The 15,073-nt window shown below is 69.0% G+C and carries 11 protein-coding genes; 6 read left to right on the forward strand and 5 right to left on the reverse strand.

Annotated elements, in window-relative coordinates; translation table 11 throughout:
* Positions 1-15: 15 nt before the first annotated feature.
* Entirely contained in the window at positions 16-1,536 is a 1,521-nt protein-coding gene (locus NBRGI_RS19205) for an FAD-dependent monooxygenase (protein WP_029898221.1), read from the reverse strand.
* Between the two features lie 376 nt (positions 1,537-1,912).
* Between NBRGI_RS19205 and NBRGI_RS19210 the strand changes: the two genes are divergently transcribed.
* From NBRGI_RS19210 to NBRGI_RS19225, 4 genes are all read left to right on the forward strand, one after another.
* Positions 1,913-2,848: a helix-turn-helix domain-containing protein gene (locus tag NBRGI_RS19210; protein ID WP_029898223.1), complete on the forward strand. Its 936-nt coding sequence runs from the start codon at positions 1,913-1,915 to the stop codon at positions 2,846-2,848.
* Positions 2,849-3,123: 275 nt separating this feature from the next.
* Positions 3,124-5,613 carry a WXG100-like domain-containing protein gene (locus NBRGI_RS19215; RefSeq protein WP_029898225.1) on the forward strand — a complete coding sequence of 830 codons (2,490 nt, stop codon included), beginning with the start codon at positions 3,124-3,126 and terminating at the stop codon, positions 5,611-5,613.
* 33 nt (positions 5,614-5,646) lie between these two features.
* Complete coding sequence (locus NBRGI_RS19220; RefSeq protein WP_029898227.1) at positions 5,647-5,955, forward strand: type VII secretion target; 309 nt, start codon at positions 5,647-5,649, stop codon at positions 5,953-5,955.
* 109 nt (positions 5,956-6,064) lie between these two features.
* On the forward strand, positions 6,065-6,844 hold the full coding sequence (locus NBRGI_RS19225) for a class I SAM-dependent methyltransferase (RefSeq protein ID WP_029898230.1): 780 nt from the start codon (positions 6,065-6,067) through the stop codon (positions 6,842-6,844).
* A gap of 13 nt (positions 6,845-6,857) precedes the next feature.
* Here the strand turns inward: NBRGI_RS19225 and NBRGI_RS19230 are convergent, their stop codons facing one another.
* Positions 6,858-8,210: an NAD(P)/FAD-dependent oxidoreductase gene (locus NBRGI_RS19230; RefSeq protein WP_029898232.1), complete on the reverse strand. Its 1,353-nt coding sequence runs from the start codon at positions 8,208-8,210 to the stop codon at positions 6,858-6,860.
* Positions 8,211-8,614: 404 nt separating this feature from the next.
* Here NBRGI_RS19230 and NBRGI_RS45290 point away from each other — a divergent pair, with 404 nt between their 5' ends.
* Positions 8,615-10,276 carry a serine/threonine-protein kinase gene (locus tag NBRGI_RS45290; protein ID WP_051727887.1) on the forward strand — a complete coding sequence of 554 codons (1,662 nt, stop codon included), beginning with the start codon at positions 8,615-8,617 and terminating at the stop codon, positions 10,274-10,276.
* Between the two features lie 24 nt (positions 10,277-10,300).
* Here the strand turns inward: NBRGI_RS45290 and NBRGI_RS43970 are convergent, their stop codons facing one another.
* From NBRGI_RS43970 to NBRGI_RS19250, 3 genes are all read right to left on the reverse strand, one after another.
* On the reverse strand, positions 10,301-10,735 hold the full coding sequence (locus tag NBRGI_RS43970) for a DUF4189 domain-containing protein (protein WP_036559852.1): 435 nt from the start codon (positions 10,733-10,735) through the stop codon (positions 10,301-10,303).
* Between the two features lie 10 nt (positions 10,736-10,745).
* Positions 10,746-11,195 (reverse strand): DUF4189 domain-containing protein, encoded by a 450-nt coding sequence (locus tag NBRGI_RS43975; protein WP_081878146.1) that lies wholly within the window; start codon positions 11,193-11,195, stop codon positions 10,746-10,748.
* 125 nt (positions 11,196-11,320) lie between these two features.
* A complete protein-coding gene (locus tag NBRGI_RS19250; protein WP_162836672.1) occupies positions 11,321-12,874 on the reverse strand; it encodes an acyl-CoA carboxylase subunit beta in 1,554 nt (517 codons plus the stop codon).
* 185 nt (positions 12,875-13,059) lie between these two features.
* Between NBRGI_RS19250 and ligA the strand changes: the two genes are divergently transcribed.
* Positions 13,060-15,051, forward strand: a complete 1,992-nt coding sequence (gene ligA / locus NBRGI_RS19255; RefSeq protein ID WP_029898243.1) for an NAD-dependent DNA ligase LigA — start codon at positions 13,060-13,062, stop codon at positions 15,049-15,051.
* The last annotated feature ends 22 nt before the right edge of the window (positions 15,052-15,073 follow it).

The following is a 15,073-nucleotide window of genomic DNA, read 5'->3' on the forward strand; positions in this document are numbered from 1 at the left end:
CTGCGGTCGAACCGATCAGGCAGCGGCGCCGAACCAGTGCGCCAACGCCTCGTGCAGGCTCGCCGCGGCGGTGTCGGCGGGCTCGCCCGCCCTCGCGGCCCAGGCGATGTGGCCGTCCGGGCGGATCAGCAGTGCGTCGGCCAGCTGCTCGTCGGTCTTGGCGGCCTGAATCTCGATGCGGTGCAGCCACTTCCGGCCGATCTCGGCGAACTCGGGCCGATCTGCCAAGACGAGCAGTACCGCCCGCCCGCCGCGCATGAGTTCGGCGACGCTCGTCGCGCTGCGGTCGGTGTGCAGGGGGAGATCGGGGACGAAGGTGCCCGTCAGGGCGTGGTCGCCGGGCATCGGGTAGCGAATGTCGGTGCCGCCGACCATGGCGCCGATGCGGCGCAGGGCCGGTTCGTCGCCGAGTATTTCCTGGAACACCGTGCGCAGCGCCTCTGCGGCCTCGTCCTGCCCGCGGCGCAGCGCGACCTGAGCCCGGGTCTGCAACCGAGCCCGCGCCCCGGCGAAATGACGTTCCTCGTGGTAAGTGTCCAGCAGTCCGGCCGGCGCCCAGCCCTGCACGTCGGCGGCCAGTTTCCAGGCCAGGTTGACCGCGTCGATCATGCCGACGTTGAGCGCGGTGCCGGTGGCGGGCAGCAGATGCGCCGCGTCACCGGCCAGCAGCACACGCCCGGCACGGTAGGTTTCGGCCTGCCGATCCTTGAAGGTGAAGCGGGACAGGCGTTTCGGATCCAACATCGGCAGGTCGACGCCGAGCACCCGCCGCACGCTGTCGGCGAGTTCGGCCAGGGTCAGCGGCTCGTCGTCGTCGTAGTCGGTCGTGTCGTCCTCCACCGTCTGCAGGAACAGCCCACCCGGATTGGGCGCGAACGCGAACATGCCGCGGTCGGTCCGGTTGAACCCGAAGGGCAGCCGGCCGAGGCCGGGGACCTCGATATCGCCGTTGTCGTGCACCGTGACCGAATCCCCAACGGACACTTGGGCAACGCGATTCACCTCCGGATAGGTGGTGCCCGGGAACGCGATACCGGCGAGCTCGCGGATGCCGCTGCGGCCGCCGTCGCAACCCACCAGGTATCGCGCGGTCAGCTCGTACGGCCCGTCCGGGCCCCGCACTTCCACGGTGACCGCGGTCTCGTCCTGGCGCAGTCCGACCACCTGGTGGCCGCGACGGATCTCGGCGCCGAGCTCACCGGCGCGCTCGGCGAGCAGGCGCTCGATCTCCATCTGCGGCAGCGGCACCGCGCGCAACGGTGGATCGGCCAACTCGGTGAAGTCCAAATGGGTGCCACCGAAGGGGAACCGCGCGGCGATGTGCGGGTTGCTGCTGGCGGCCTCGAAACGGTCGAGGATGCCGCGGTAGCGCAGGACGTCCAGGATCTGGCCGGCGATGCCGCTGGCCTTGGGGACGTCTCGGGGTGTCAGGTGCTTCTCCAGCACCAGCGGCCGGACACCGGCCAGGCTCGATTCGGCGGCCAGCGTCAGGCCGGTCGGTCCGGCGCCCACGATGATCACGTCGATGTCGGTCACGCATTACTCCCAAAAGTCCGCAGTTGATGCTTCAGCTCGGCAATTCTGCGGCACACCCCGGGTCTTGCCGCAAGGGCCCCGGTGAGCTATATGTTGAGAAGGGAAGGGGTCGACTACTCTCCGTTTTCCCGCAAAATCCTCCACACGGTACGCGAGGCCGCACTGCGTCCGGTCTCAGGCCCTGTTGTCCGGTGGTTAGCTGTCGGCCTCCGAGCCCGCGCCCGGTGTCAGATCTCGGCAGTGGGTTCCGGCGGGGAACCGTCGGGAAGTACCAGTGTGCGTCGTAAAAAGCTATGATCGGCGTGGATACGGTGTTGTTTGCGACGGTGACGGGCGCGCGCGCCGTCGGTGGTTTCCAACATCGGAGTAGAAGCTCATGGCCGCACAACCGAGCCGCATCGGCGTCGATTCCAGTGTCGCCGAACGCGGTCCGACGGCGCTGCGCATCGCGGTGGGCGGTCAACTGCGCAAATTGCGCGAAGCCCGAGGCATCACGCCGCAGGTCGCGGCGGATCACATCCGCGGCTCGTACGCCAAGATCAGCCGGCTCGAGCTCGGTCGAACCGGCTTCAAAGAACGCGACATCGTCGACCTGCTGAGTCTGTACGGGGTCACCGACACCGAACAGCGCGACAAGTTCGTCGATCTGGCGCGCAAAGCGAACCAACCGGGCTGGTGGCACCGGTACAGCGATCTGCTGCCGCAATGGTTCGAGACCTACATCGGCCTCGAGGGTGCGGCTCGCACGATCAGAACCTTTGAGGGACAACTGGTTCCGGGCCTGCTGCAAACCGAGGACTACGCCGCGGCCGTCGTCGCGGTAGGCCACCAGAACAGCGAAGCCGTGCGGCGCGCCGAACAGCGCGGCACGGGTCAGCACATCGATGTACAGGCGGCGCGCCGGGTGGAGCTGCGCACGAAACGCCAGGAGATCCTCGACGTGCCCGGCGGGCCGATGCTGTGGGCGGTGCTGGACGAGGCCGTGCTGCACCGCCCGGTCGGCGGTAGGCAGGTGCAGCGCGCGCAGCTCGAGCACCTCATCGAGATGTCGGCCAAGCCGAGCGTGACGATCCAGGTGCTGTCCTACCGGACCGGCGCGAACGCGGCGGCGGGCAGCTCGTTCACGATGCTGCGTTTCGCCGAGCGCGAGCTGCCCGACATCGTGTATCTGGAACAGCTCACCACCGCCCTCTATCTGGATCGCCCGGAAGAGGTCCGGCTCTATCGCGAAGTGATGGACCGGCTCGCCGTGCAAGCCGAAACCCCGCAGCGATCTCGGGATCTCATGATCGCCGCGGCGGCCGAACTCTGAATCCGGCCGGCCGTCACCGCGTGCGCCGCCGCGTCGGCCTCGGCGATGAAGGCGGGGCTGACCATCCGCCCCGGGAACGTCCACAACGCGCGCCGGTGACCGGTGGGTGAAATTGTGGAGACGAGGTGGGGCGGGGGGTAGTGGCGGGGGCGCGGTGTGCGTCATCGTGGACTGCGGCGGCCCGGCTGACTGCTTGCTTGTGTAGGCATGCGGTCAGATGTGCTGGGGCGCTGTGGGTTTGATGGTCGCAGCGCGGACGGGGCGGAGCGGGTCTGATGAGTTTGTATCTCCCGGAGGAGCTCCGCTGGCTCGGCTGGATCGCCGGATCGACCTGGCCCGACGGCGACGAGGACGCCATGTGGGCGATCGCCGCGGCCTGGAAGACCGCGAGCGAGGAACTGCAGGCGCAACTTTCGCAGATCGATGCGGCCAAGCAGCAGACGATGCTCGCCTATCCGCAGGGCGCGGCGAGCGAGGCGATGGGACGGCTCTTCGACGGGCTCCGCAACGGTGACCAGTCTTTGGAGTCGCTGGCGCAACTGCTACAGCAGATTTCGGACTCGACCTTCGATCTGGGCACCCAGCTGCAGGCGACCAAACTGACCATCATCATCTCGCTGTGCTGGCTGGCCATGGAAATCCTGTGGGCATGGCTGTTTCCACCGACCGCACCCGTGGTCGAAGCCGCGGCGGTCAGCTACACCCGCTCGTTCCTGCGGGTGTTCGAGGACATGGTGCAGAACGCGATCACCAGGTTGGCGCGCAAACTGGGCGCCTCGGCGGAGAAGCGATACTTCTGGAAGTCGTTGGCGGGCGGGCGTTTCGTGCTGCCGACCGCGAAAGGCTGGGGCGTCTACACGGTGAAATTCGGCGAAAGTGCCCTCACCTCGGGGGGACTGAACGCGGCCGTGCAACTCGGCCAGATGGCGGACGGGAAGCGGCGGCACTTCGACGGCAAGGAATTCGGCGTATCGGTCTTCGCCTCGGTGGCGAGTACCCTGCCCTCGCGCGAGTTCGCGCGCTACCTCGGCCGGGGGATCGACAAGTTCGGTGCGCGCTCGCTGGACAATGTCTGGGGGCGCACCGGACGGGGTGCGTTCATCGGCGCGGCGTCCGGCGTGGTGGGCTCGGCGACGGGCAATCTCGCGGTGGGGGTGGCGACCGGGGACTGGTCGTCGTTCGCGTCTCCGACCGGGTGGGTCGGCGGTATCGCGCGGGGCGGGCTCGTCGGCGGCGCGCGTGGCGCCTTCGCCAAGTCGAGCCCGATCTCCTCGTCCGATGTGCGGTACCCGCTGTGGATGCACAAGCCCGGCGCTCCGCGCAGCCCGGCGTCCGATGCGGCGAGCCGCGGTGGTTCGTCGGTGCACGACGGCTCGAGCCGCGGGTCTGGCGGTTCGTCGATTCCGTTGCGGTCCTTGAACGGAAGCGGTGGCACTCGTGCCGGTTCGGCCACAGGTGCGTCGGCGGTGTCGGGCGGTCAGGGAGCACACGGGGATTCGCAGCGCAGCGGCAGCGGCGGGAGCCGCCCGATCTCGGTCGGCGAAGGGTCGGTGGGCTCGGGCGCGCAAGGGACACAGGGCGGTTCACACAGCGCAGGCTCGCGCGCGGCCGGTTCGTCCGGTGACGGCAGTTCGCACGGCACGGGTCCGGCGCGCTCGGTGACCGAAAGCGCCGTCGGATCACAACAGTCGCAGCCGTCGGTGCGTGGCTCGCAGGGTGCCGCGGTCCATCCGGCTGACGGCACGTCGGTGCGCGGCGAGACGAACAGTCGCGCGAGCGTGGACGGTGACGGCCGGTCCGTGCACAGCGACGGTCGCGGCACGCTGGACAGCGAGGGGCGGTCCTTTCACACCGGTCACACCGGCCGGGGGACGGTCGACAGCGACGGGCAGTCGTTCCACACCGCGCGGGATTCGTTCCATTCGGCGCAGGAGTCCCTCGGCAGTGGTCAGTCGGTGCACGGGTCCACAGGCGGCGGTTCCGCGGTCTCCGGTGGCAGCGGCCAGCCGTCCGTGCACGGTTCGGCGGGTGGCGGTGCCGTGGTTTCCGGTGGCGGTAGTCAGTCGTCCGTGCCCGGGTCAACAGGCGGTGGCTCTGCGGTCTCAGGTGGTAACGGTCAGCCGTCCGTGCACGGGTCGGCCGGTGGTGCTGCGGGCACGGGTGGCAGTGGTCAGGCGTCGGTGCATGGATCCAACAGCACCGCAGGGTCTTCGGGACGTAACGGTTTCGTCCCACCCACTTCGTGGCAGGCATCGGTCGACGGCGGATGGCGGCCGCCGAGCAGTCACGGTTCGGTAGTGGACGGGAGTGCGCCGGCCGCACCCGGGCGCGCCGCCACGGCGGGCACCGGATCGCCTGCGGGCAGCCATGTTCCGGGTGGATCGGTACCGGGTGGTTCGGTGCAGGGTGGTCCGGCCGGCCAGCACTCGAACGGTTCCGGCGGTTCCTCCAGTGCGGGCTCCTCGATCACCGATCCGCCGTCCGGCCGGGGTGGTTCCACACAGGGCGGCGGTGGCACGAACAACCCTGGTACGCAGGTCAACCCGGGCACCGGGGCGCAGGACCCGTTCCTCGGACCCGGCAAGGACATGAAGAGCAAGACCCGGCCGAAACAGCTGCCGCATTGGGCGCCGCTGCCCAGGCCGTTCCACGGGCCCGAAGCTCCGGACGACTCGGTGTGGGTGCTCGAGCCCACCGGGCCGGACAACGCAGAGCCGGGCGGGGGCGACGAAAAACCACCGGTGGACGTGCCTTTCAAGCTCTGAACGAACCCGAATGCACAGGGAGAGGAATAAACGGTGGCCGACAAGGTCGAGGTCGACACGAACCAATTGCGCCGGGCCGCAGGTGACTGCGATCGGATCCACGACAGCATCTCGCGCACGCTGGGCACCCTTCGCACCACGGTGGCCGGTTCCGGCACCCCCTGGGGGAAGGACAGTTTCGGCAACAAGTTCGCCCAGGGCGAGAAAGGCTATCTCGCCGCCAGGGAGAACTTGCTCGCGGCGATCGATCAGATGTCCACCACGTTCGCCGATTACGCCACCGGCCAGCGCAACGCCGCCGACCAGATGGACGCGATGGACGCGGCGAACTCCGGCCGCTGAGCGGAAGGCACACAGAGGGCGGCGGCAGGCTGATCCGCCGTGTGACGCCGCCTCGCGGGCCGATGTCATTGCGGCGGCGTGGTATCCGCCCTGCAACTAGGGTGACGCTATGGAGCAGGACGTGCGGAGGGTGCATGCCTCGTCGTTCGGCGCCGCGGCGCAGGCGTACGCCGCGCACCGCCCGGACTACGCGCCCGCCGCGGTGCGCTGGGCGCTGGAACGCGCGCCCGGGCCGCGAGTGCTGGATCTCGGGGCCGGAACCGGCAAGCTGACCGGCACTTTGGTGACCTTGGACGCCGATGTCGTCGCCGTGGAACCCGATCCGGCGATGCTGGCCGAGTTGCGCCGTGCCCTGCCGTCCGTCCGTGCGTTGCCGGGCAGCGCCGAGTCGATTCCGCTGCCGGACGGGTCCGTCGACGCGGTGCTGGCGGGTAATGCCATGCATTGGTTCGATATGGGTGTCGCGGGTCCCGAAATAGCCAGGGTCCTCGCGCCCGGCGGCATGCTGGCCGGACTGTGGAACGTCATGGACGACCGGGTCGATTGGGTGGCCGGACTCGAAAAGGTCAGCGGCAGTGCCGCAATCGGCCCGCGGGACACCCGCACCAACTGGCGGGCCGCCACCGCGAACTTGCATCTGCCGGACACCGCCCTGCCCGCACGATTCGGTGCGCCGGAACAGTCCGAGTTTCCGCACGGGCAGCGGCGCACGGCCGACGCCCTCGTCGCGACACTGGCGACGCGCGCGGGCATGCTGGTCATGCCGGAACCGGAACGCGCGGCCGCCCTCGGCCGCATCCGCGCGTTCCTCGCGAGCACACCGGAGACGAGCACTGGCGAATTCGTCCTTCCGCTGCTGACGGGCGTGCTGCGCGTCCGGCAGTTGTGAACGTCACCGAGATTCAACCCGCCATGGCGGACTCGCCCACATGTGACAACACCCGTCCCAGCACCGCGGGAGCGAGGAGCGTGTCCGGGGTCGCGGTCAGTTGGAGCACGCTGACCACGGCCGCCGCCACTAGGTCGTCGGTCGCGGCCGCCCGAGCCATGCGTGCGATATAGCGGTCGAGCAATCTGCTCTCGAGGGTAGGTGCGACACCCGACGCCGGGAACCGCGAATCCATCCTGGTCGCGAACGTCCACGTGGCCTCGATCGGGCCGGCGACCGCTCGAAAGAACCGCTGTGCCAGATCGTTCGGACCCGCTGCGAGTAGATCACGCAGGATCACGGCCGACAGGGCGGCAATCGACATGCCGTGCCCGTGCACCGGATTGAAGCTGCACACCGCGTCGCCGAGGACGAGATATCCGGCCGGGAACTCATCGAGTTCTTCGTAGTGGCGGCGGACACTGGTCGGGTAGCGCATCTTGACCGGATCACTGATACGCGTCGCGGTGCGCAGGAAGTCCGCGAAATCGTCGACGGGCAGCGACTGTGCGAACGTCAGGAGGGCGTCGTCGTCCATCGGTGGTTGTGCGCCGAAGAGGCCGCCGAGGGTGAAGATGAACTCGTCGTTCTCCTGGGCGAGCAGGAACCCGCCGCACGGCGACCCGGGGAACGGGCTGACGATGGTACCGGGCCGGCCGTCCAAGTGCTGTGGCTCGCGTCGGTACGAGCGTGTCACATAGGTCGTCTCGACGGTCATCTTGGATTCCCGCGGCGGCTGGAAACCGAGCTCTGTCAACCAAATGGCCGACCGACCGCCGCGGCCGCTCGCGTCCACCACGAGATCTGCCGGCAGCAGGGTGGGCGTGCCGCCGCGCGCTTGCGATGCCAGCAGCACACCGGTCACGCGGCGGCGGTCCGTCGTCGCGACCGGATTCAGCACGGCACAGTTGTCGACGAACGTGACGTTCGGCAGGGCGGCAACCCGGTCCCGCAGTATCGATTCGAGCAGGGAACGGCTCGACACTACACCGCGTCCACGTTGCGGCGGCGCCTGAATGCGGTGTCCGTCGAGGTACCAGTCGACACCGGACCAGAACGGAACGGCGCCGGCGAGCACCATATCGTCGCCGAAGCCGGGAAACAGGTTCTCGAGGGCGATCGCGCCTGCGGCGAGCAGGGAATGGACGTGCTTGTCCTGTGGCACGGCCCGCCGGTGCCCGGCACCGGCCGGGAGCACGTCCCGCTCCACGACGGTGACGTGCGCGAAGGTGTCCGAAAGTGCCTGTGCGGCTGCCAGTCCGGCGATACTGGCGCCGATCACCACGGCGCGGTCGGTATTTTCGATCGTTGCTGTCGTACTGCTCATTCGAGCTGGTTTCCGTCCCGTTCGTCTCGGCGGCCAGCAGCCTGTCGATATGGGCGTCTGCGTGACGCGGGGTTCTCGTGTGGCAAGGGGTGGCCGCGCGAACCAACTGGTCGTACGCAACGCTACTGCGGGACAACAGGTTCGGTGCCGGGCCGAGCGGCTGAATGTGACATCCGATCGGCCGGAAGCAAACCGGCGAGTGGCGCGTGTGCCAGCGATGCGGCCGGGTGCCGGAGAAGTTCGGGCCGGTTGGGGGATGGACCGGGCCGAGCATCGGGTCTATCCCGTGCGACGGGCACCGGCACTCGGTGGGCTCCGCGGCGGCCTGGCGTCGGCTAGATTCTCTCCGGGGTCGCGGCACGGATTCGGGTGTCCGGTCCGTCAGGTTGCCGGGGAGGAACGTCGTGGTTTTGCAGCCGGGGGCTCGGTTCGCCGGGTTCACCATCGAGCGGGTGCTCGGTGCGGGCGGAATGGGGACCGTGTATCTGGCGCGGCATCCGCGGATGCCGCGGCGGGTGGCGCTGAAGGTGCTGACCGAGAGCTTCAATGCCGACCGGAAAACGCGCTCGGCCTTCGATCGGGAGGCGCGCCTGGCCGCCGGGCTGGAGCACCCGAACATCGTCTCCGTCTACGACCGCAGTGCCGCCGACGACCCGGCGCTGTGGCTGGCGATGCGCTACATCGACGGCGGCGACGCGGCGGGCTTGCTCGGCGATCATCCGGACGGGCTCGCGCCGGAGCGGGTGGTGCGGTTGCTCACCGACGCCGCGCACGCGCTGGACTACGCGCACGCACAAGGGGTCCTGCACCGCGACGTGAAGCCGGCCAACCTGCTCATCGAGAACGATGTCCGGCACGGGGAACGCGCGGTGCTCACCGATTTCGGGATCGCGCGCACGCTCGATGACACGGTGACGTTGTCCGGTATCGCCGCCACTTTCGCGTACGCGGCACCGGAACGTTTCAGTGACGCGGTCGCCGACCATCGCGCCGACGTGTATTCGCTGGGCTGCACCCTCTTTCAGCTCTTGACCGGACAGCATCCGTTCTCGCGCAAAGATCAGGCGGCGGTGATCGGCGCACACCTGGCCGCCCCGCCGCCCACCCCGCGTGCGCGTCGCCCCGACCTCCCCGCCGCCCTCGACACCGTCATCGCCACGGCCATGGCGAAGTCGCCCCGGGACCGCTACGACAGCTGTACCGCCCTCGCCGAGGCAACCGCCCGAGCCCTCGCCCCTGCCCCCCGGCCCGTGGAAACCTCACGGCCGGAGCCTTTTTCGGTCAGCGCTCGCCACGAACCGGCACCGACGACCTTCGCGTCCGGCTCGGCCGCTATCCCTCTCGCAGCGGGCGACGGAGCGCAGGTCCCACCGGCCGCGAACGTGGGGCCGCGAACCGGCGTCGACGAGTCGGCTCGATCGGCCCCGACGGTCGGCAACGACTTCGGCGGGGCGGTGCCTGCCGCGGGCCGTGCGGCGGCGAATGTGTCGCCGCCCGTAAGTGGTGATCCCGCTGAGACCGCCGGCGCAGGTGGCGAGCCACGTGTGCGGCCGCAGAACGCCCGAGTGGTGCGGATCGGCGATGCTGGTGCAGATCGCTTGGCACCCACTGTTGTGCGTGGTGCGGTGGGAGCGCATTCCTCGACGCCCGCAGGTACGAAATCCCTTTCGGGGCAGAAGAGTTGGGGGAGTCGGCGGCGGATCGCGGTGGCGGCTGGGGTGCTGGTGACCGGGGTGGGAGTGGTCATCGCGACGGTGTTCGCGGTGCGCGGAAACGATGCGTCGCCTGCCGAGGGGCCGACGACCTCTGTTGTGCGGGAACAGACTTCAGCGAAGACACCGGCTCCGACGACAACGGTCGCACCGACTGCCGCCGCCGTGACATCGGCACCGTTGCCCGCGGATGTCCCACCGCCGGACGATATCGCGCCGTCCGGCGACACTCTCTCGCCCGCGCAGCCGGCGCCGCCGGTGCTCGCGCCGCCGGTCCAGCAGCGGCCGCAGCCACAGCAACAGCAGGCGCCGCCGGTGGTGCCGCAGACCCGAGTTCACCAGTGGCCCGGGTGAACTCGGGGCGCCGCTAGGCCCTGTCTAGCCCGCGTTCGAGGTGCAGATGGTGTCGAGGATGAAGGCGGGTCTCACGATTTCCAGCAGCGGCGTGCCGACGTTCGGGCCGGCGAGCCGTAGCGCGTTGCCCTCCGCCTCGGCCGCCGTGCGGCCGGTGCCCGCGAAGTACATGGGCGAGGTGCCGAGTGGGGTGCGCCCGTCGACTTCGGCGACCGCGCCGCATTCGTTGTGGATCCGGGCCACGATGTGGCACACTCCGTCACCGCAGGCCGCCAGGGCCGCCTGATCCGCCTCGAATTGGGTCGGATAGTCGGTGGCCTCACCGACTTTCATCGGTGCGACGGCGATGGCGCCGTACAGATCTCCGGCCGCGGTGGCGGTGCCCGCACCACTGCCGAGGATGGCCCAGGCGACGGCGGACACGGCCATGACCGCGGCGAATTTGCTCGAGACCGTCATGCGCTCGCCCTCATCCCGCGTTCGACGTGCAGACGGTGGCCCGGATGAACGGGTCCAGGTGCATCGAACTGCCCAGGGCGAGGCCCATCATGGTGCCGAACGGGGTATGGGGCACCTGCTCGAGGGCCATGCGCTCGGCGTCGGCGGCCGTCGCACCCGTGCCGTAGTAGAAGGTGGTCACCGGCCCCCACAGCCCGCGTGAATCGAATTGGGCCGCAGCGCCGCAACTGTTCTTGATCTGCAATTTGACCGAGCAGTACGCGACGCCGCAGGCGTCCTTGGCGGCCTGGTCCGCGGCCGCCTGGGTCGGATAGTCGGTGACATAGCCGATCTGGTGCGTGCCCACGGCGATCGCACCGTAGAGATTCCCCGCCGCGTGCGCGGGTCCGGCGGCGGCGCCGGCGATCGCGCCCGCCACCGGAATCACCATGGCGAGCGCGGACTTTCGTATCGAAGACATGCAAACAACCCCCGAAGTCGGACAGCAAGTACCGGGCGATCATTGCGGTAATCGCGCCGACTGTCCAGCCCGAGTGCGCGAATCGAATCGCAGGACCCGGACCGGAGCCTGCGATTCGACCGGTATCACATCGGATACACGGCATGCTTGCGTGGGTTGAATTCCGGCTTGACCGTGGGCTTTTCGCGGAGCAGGCGCAGTGCGTGCCGGATCTCCAGGCGGGTGCGGGAAGGTTCGATGACGGCATCGATGTACCCGCGTTCGGCGGCGATCCACGGGGTCGCGATCGTCTCGTTGTAGTGGTTGACCATGAATTCGCGCGCGGCGGCTCGCTGTTCCTCCGGCACCGCCGCCAGTTGCCGCTTGCCGATGAGATCGACCGCGCTCTCCGCGCCGATCACCGCGATCCGGGCCGTCGGCCAGGCGAAACTGATATCGGCGCCCACCTGCCGGGCCGCCATCATGCCGTAGGCCCCGCCGTAGGACTTGCGCACCACGAGATTGATGATCGGCACCGTGGCCTCGATGATCGCGCGCGGGACCCGCCCGCCGCGGATGATCACGCCGTTGGCCTCCTGTTCGAGACCGGGCAGCACGCCGGGGGTGTCGACGACGAACACCAGCGGAATGTTGAACGCGTCGCAGAGCCGGATGAAGTAGGTCGACTTGTCCGAGCAAGCGGCATCGATCGAACCACCCAGTACCAGAGGCTGATTGGCGATCACGCCGACCGGAACGCCGTCGACCCGGGCGAAGCCGGTGATCAGGTTCGGTGCGAATGCCGCACGGATCTCGTGGAATTCGCCGTCGTCGAAGATCCGCAGCAGGATCTCGTGCATGTCGTACCCGGTCCGGTCGGAGTCGGGGATGATCGTGTCGAGTTCCCGGTCGGTGGCGGTGATCTCGGGCTCCAGGCCGGGATTCACGATCAGCGGCTGTTCGAGGCAACTCGTGGGCATGTAGCTCAGGTACTGCCGGGCCCACTCGTAGGCCTGCTCTTCGGTCTCGGCCACATGATGCAGGGTGCCGCGTTCGGCCTGCACCTTCGCACCGCCGAGCGCCTCGGCGGTGATGTCCTCGCCGTTGACGGCTTTGATCACCTCGGGGCCGGTGACGAACATGTAGGAATCCCGGGTGCCGATCAGCACATCGGTGTTGATCGGCCCGTACACCGAGCCCGCCGCGCACTTGCCGAGGATGATCGAGACCTGTGGGACATAGCCGGACAGTTTCTCCAGCACCCGGGAGATGTCGCCGAACGAGGCGATCGAGCCGACCGCGTCCTGGATCCGGGCGCCGCCGGAGTCGTTGATGGTCACCACCGGGCAGGCGTTGTCGAACGCGAACTGCAACGCCCGCATGAACTTTCGTGCGGACGTGATACCGACAGAGCCGCCGTAGACGGTCTGATCGTGCGCGATCACCACCACCGGACGCCCGCCGATCAGCCCCCGTCCGGTGACCAGTCCGTCGCCGTAGAGCGCGTCCTTCTGATCGGGTTGCCGGGCCAGGGCGCTGGTCTCGATGAACGTTCCGGGGTCGAGCAGCATGTGCACCCGCTGCCGGACGCTGGGAATACTCTTCTTCTCGCGCTTGGCGATACCGGCCTCCCCCGCCGGCTCCGCAGCGATCGCCAGGATCTTGACCAATTCATCCAGCTTCGCCTGGGTATCCACCACGCTCGCCGCCACCTTCCTCACCAACTGTCGTGCTGTCGTGCAGACGCGACGTTAAGCGGTGTGGACACCCGCACGGACCATCGGCCCCCATATGCGGGACAGGTCACAGTCGCGGCCCGATTCCTATGGCCTCGCGAACAGTCGGAACGCGGTGTTGTCGGTGGTTATGGGTAGCGTCTGGTGCTGTGGAAACTGGGGAACGTATCCAAGAGCTCGCGGACCGCATCGTGGCGCTGCGCGACGCGTATTACCAAGGCGCGCCGCTGGTCGCGGATGCCGACTACGACGCGATCGAGGACGAGTTGCGGGCGCTCATCGAGGCGCACCCCGACCTGGCCCCCGATCCGAACCCGCTGGAGCAGGTCGGCGCACCCGCGGTGCTGCACGCCCCGATCCGGCATGCGCGGCCGATGCTCTCGCTGGAGAAGGCGACCAAGCCCGAACAGGTCGCGGCCTTCTTCAACCGGTTCCCCGGCCAAGCGGTGGTGGTGATGCCGAAGCTCGACGGGCTGTCGCTGTCGCTGGTCTATACGGACGGGCGGCTGCAGCGTGCCGTGACCCGTGGCGACGGCACCACCGGTGACGACGTGACGATGCTGGTGCGCGCGTTGGTCGACGGCGTGCCCGAGCGGATCGAGGTGCCCGGACGGGTCGAGGTGCGTGGCGAGGCGGTGATGCTGCGCTCGACCTTCCTCGCCTACAACACGGCTCATCCGGACAAGCCGCTGATCAATCCGCGCAACGCGGCGGCCGGTACGCTGCGGGCCAAGGATCCGGCCACCGTCGCCGAACGACGCTTGCAATTCTTCGGATTCGATCTGGACACCTCCGACGGCGGCGCCGCGGACGACCTGGGGGAGGGGCTGCGCGCGCTGGGCGTCGCCGGTGCCCAGATGCGCCTGTGTGCCGACGCCGAGCAGGCGCAGGCCGCGATCACCGCGATCGAGCAGGGCCGCAACGAACTGGACTACGACCTCGACGGTGCGGTGCTGCGCCTGGCCGATCGCGAGGCCTACGCGGCGGCTGGCACCCGGTCCAACTCGCCGCGTGGCGCACTGGCGTTCAAGTTCGCCGCGGAGGAGAAGACCACGTTGCTGCGTGAGGTGATCTGGGACGTCGGCAAGACGGGCAAGATCGTCCCGGTCGCATGGCTGGAGCCGGTCTTCGTCGGCGGCACCACGGTCACCAAGGCCACGCTGGCCAATCAGGAGGTGATCCGCGCCCGCGACATCAAGGTCGGCGACACCGTGCTGGTGCGGCGCGCGGGCGATGTGATCCCGTTCGTCGCGGGTGTGCTCGACGCCGCGGCACGCACGGGCGAGGAGCTCGAGATCGTGCCGCCCACCAGCTGCCCGTCCTGCGGGCAACCGGTGACCGAGCAGGGCAACAGCCGAGAGTTGTTCTGCACCAACGTTTCCTGTCCGGCGCAGACGGTGCGCAGGCTGATCCACTGGGCCTCGCGAGCCGCCGCCGACATCGACGCGATCGGGCAGGTGTGGATCGAACGTCTCGCCGAGGCGGGCATTCTGGAGAATCCGTCGGATTTCTACATTCTCACCAAGGAGCGGCTGCTCGAGTTCGATCGCGTCGGCGAGGTCTCGGCCCAGCGGATGATCGACTCGATCGAGACCAGCAAGCAGGTCGGCCTGCGCCGCGCGCTCATCGGGCTGGCGATCCCGATGGCCTCCGACGGCACCGCCGCGCGGTTGGCGCGCGCGGGATTCGGTTCGCTGGAAGAGGTGGCCGACGCGGGCGAGGAACGCCTCGTAGCGGTGGAGGACATCGGGCCGAAGGTCGCCGCGTCCCTGGTCGCGCACCTCACCCGGCTGCGACCCGAACTGGAGCGGTTGCGCGCGGCGGGCGTCTCCCTGGACGTGCGCGCCGAGGACCTGCCACCGGTGATCGCGGCGGGCGCGCCGCTGGCGGGCAAGACCGTGGTGATCACCGGCGCGATCAGCGACCCGCGCTCCGGTGAGAAGGTCGCCCGGCCGACGTTCCAACGCCTGTGTGAACAGGCGGGCGCGACGGCGGCCTCCTCGGTCTCGGCGAACACGGACCTGCTGATCACGGGTGCCGGCGTCGGCGACAGCAAACTGACCAAGGCGGAGAAACTCGGCGTCGAGGTGGTCGATCAGGGCAAGATCTGGACCCTGCTGATCGACGCCAAGATCGTCTGAGGCCGCGCCCGGCGGTGGGTGC

Origin of the sequence: Nocardia brasiliensis IFM 10847 (genome assembly GCF_000710915.1) — a bacterium.
Lineage (GTDB): Bacteria > Actinomycetota > Actinomycetes > Mycobacteriales > Mycobacteriaceae > Nocardia > Nocardia brasiliensis_A.

Bases quoted from the DNA above. Each gene is read 5' to 3' on its own strand.
- NBRGI_RS19210 (WP_029898223.1), top strand. From the start codon at position 1,913: ATGGCCGCACAACCGAGCCGCATCGGCGTCGATTCCAGTGTCGCCGAA.
- NBRGI_RS19215 (WP_029898225.1), top strand. From the start codon at position 3,124: ATGAGTTTGTATCTCCCGGAGGAGCTCCGCTGGCTCGGCTGGATCGCC.
- NBRGI_RS19225 (WP_029898230.1), top strand. From the start codon at position 6,065: ATGGAGCAGGACGTGCGGAGGGTGCATGCCTCGTCGTTCGGCGCCGCG.
- NBRGI_RS19230 (WP_029898232.1), bottom strand. From the start codon at position 8,210: ATGAGCAGTACGACAGCAACGATCGAAAATACCGACCGCGCCGTGGTG.
- NBRGI_RS43970 (WP_036559852.1), bottom strand. From the start codon at position 10,735: ATGACGGTCTCGAGCAAATTCGCCGCGGTCATGGCCGTGTCCGCCGTC.
- NBRGI_RS43975 (WP_081878146.1), bottom strand. From the start codon at position 11,195: ATGTCTTCGATACGAAAGTCCGCGCTCGCCATGGTGATTCCGGTGGCG.